Raw genomic sequence first — 1241 nt, forward strand, 5'->3', positions numbered from 1 at the left:
GCTGTTGTACTTGGAATCAATGTTCCGCCAGTTAAAGCAGTATACCAAACGATATTAGATTCGTTTAACTGAATACTTGCAAAAGTTGGCAAAGTCGACTGACAGAAATTCTGTGTTCCTGCAGTTACCAAACTTGGCGTTCCAGGATCTGTTACTATTACTGCAACTTCTAATCTCAATGCACTCTCACAAAGTGAAGTTGCATCTTTTATCGCTGCATAATAAGTCCCACTTGTTAAAGCTGTAGTACTTGGAATCAATGTTCCGCCATTTAAAGCAGTATACCAAACGATATTAGATTCGTTTAATTGAATACTTGCAAAAGTTGGCAAAGTGGACTGACAGAAATTCTGAGTTCCCGCAGTTACCAAACTCGGTGTTCCCGGATCTGTTACTATTACTGCAACTTCCAGTCTTAATGCACTTTCACAAAGTGATGTTGCATCTTTTATAGCCGCATAATAAGTACCACTTGTTAAAGCTGTAGTACTTGGAATCAATGTTCCGCCAGTTAAAGCAGTATACCAAACGATATTAGATTCGTTTAACTGAATACTTGCAAAAGTTGGCAAAGTCGACTGACAGAAATTCTGTGTTCCTGCAGTTACCAAACTTGGCGTTCCAGGATCTGTTACTATTACGGCAACTTCTAATCTCAATGCACTCTCACAAAGTGAAGTTGCATCTTTTATCGCTGCATAATAAGTCCCACTTGTTAAAGCTGTAGTACTTGGAATCAATGTTCCGCCATTTAAAGCAGTATACCAAACGATATTAGATTCGTTTAATTGAATACTTGCAAAAGTTGGCAAAGTGGACTGACAGAAATTCTGTGTTCCCGCAGTTACCAAACTTGGTGTTCCAGGATCTGTTACTATTACGGCAACTTCCAGTCTCAATGCACTCTCACAAAGTGATGTTGCATCTTTTATCGCTGCATAATAAGTACCACTTGTTAAAGCTGTAGTACTTGGAATCAATGTTCCGCCAGTTAAAGCAGTATACCAAACAATATTAGATTCGTTTAATTGAATACTTGCAAAAGTTGGCAAAGTCGACTGACAGAAGTTTTGTGTTCCCGCAGTTACCAAACTTGGTGTTCCCGGATCTGTTACTATTACGGCAACTTCCAGTCTCAATGCACTCTCGCAAAGTGATGTTGCATCTTTTATAGCCGCATAATAAGTGCCACTTGTCAAAGCTGTTGTACTTGGAATCAATGTTCCGCCAGTTAAAGCAGT

The 1241-nt window shown here is 39.2% G+C and carries 1 pseudogene; it reads right to left on the bottom strand.

The window, feature by feature from the left end:
* Nucleotides 1-1241 (bottom strand): annotated as a pseudogene (locus ACQKCJ_RS24735) (hypothetical protein); the annotation flags it as partial.

Source organism: Flavobacterium sp. NPDC079362, assembly GCF_050267765.1.
Classification (GTDB): Bacteria; Bacteroidota; Bacteroidia; order Flavobacteriales; family Flavobacteriaceae; genus Flavobacterium; species Flavobacterium azizsancarii.